Origin of the sequence: Bradyrhizobium sp. SHOUNA76 (genome assembly GCF_023006445.1) — a bacterium.
Taxonomy (GTDB): Bacteria; Pseudomonadota; Alphaproteobacteria; order Rhizobiales; family Xanthobacteraceae; genus Bradyrhizobium.
Window position 1 is genome coordinate 1 of sequence record NZ_JALBHA010001045.1, and the last position, 701, is coordinate 701.

General features: G+C 66.9%; 1 protein-coding gene. It reads left to right on the forward strand.

The window, feature by feature from the left end:
* The coding region (locus MOV74_RS39600) for a GGDEF domain-containing protein (RefSeq protein WP_246933048.1) at window positions 1–701 on the forward strand (701 nt) is incomplete at both ends.

Genomic DNA, 701 nt, shown 5'->3' on the forward strand with positions numbered 1-701 from the left:
ATCCCGCGGCGTCCATGCTGCGCATGATCGCTGGTGCCGGCCTTGTCTCGGTCTATGCGGCGCTGACCGCCAGCGAGCTCTGGACCGAGCGGCGCAAGAGCCTGCAGCGGCGCTGGCCGGCCTTCGCGATGCCGGTGATGCACGGCTGCGTGTTGATGCTGCCGATCCTGATCGGCAGCTTCCTGCGCCCGCACGATGCCGGCTTCTCGTCGAGCATCTGGGTCACGGTGTTTGCGGTCGAGCTCATCCTCTATGCCGTCGGCACCGTTTTCGTGATCTTCATGCTGGTGTCGGAGCGCACCGTGACCGCGCATCGGACCGCGGCGTCGACCGATCCGCTGACCGGCATGCTCAACCGGCGCGGCTTCTCGGAGGCCTGCTCGCGCGTGATCGAGCGCGAGGCAAAGGGCGGACGTCCCGTGACCGTGATGATCTTCGACATCGACCACTTCAAGTCGATCAACGACCGCTTCGGCCATCCTGCCGGCGACGAGATGCTGAAGCTGTTCTCGACCGTCGTGGTCAGCAACCTACGCATCACCGACCTGTCGGGCCGCATCGGCGGCGAGGAATTCGCAGCGCTGCTGCCTTGCTCGCTGGAGGAGGGCGTGCTGGTCGCCGAGCGCGTGCGTGAGGCGTTCGAGACCTCCGGCGTCGTGGTCGATGAGGGCCCGGTCGACACCACCGTCAGCATCGGCGTC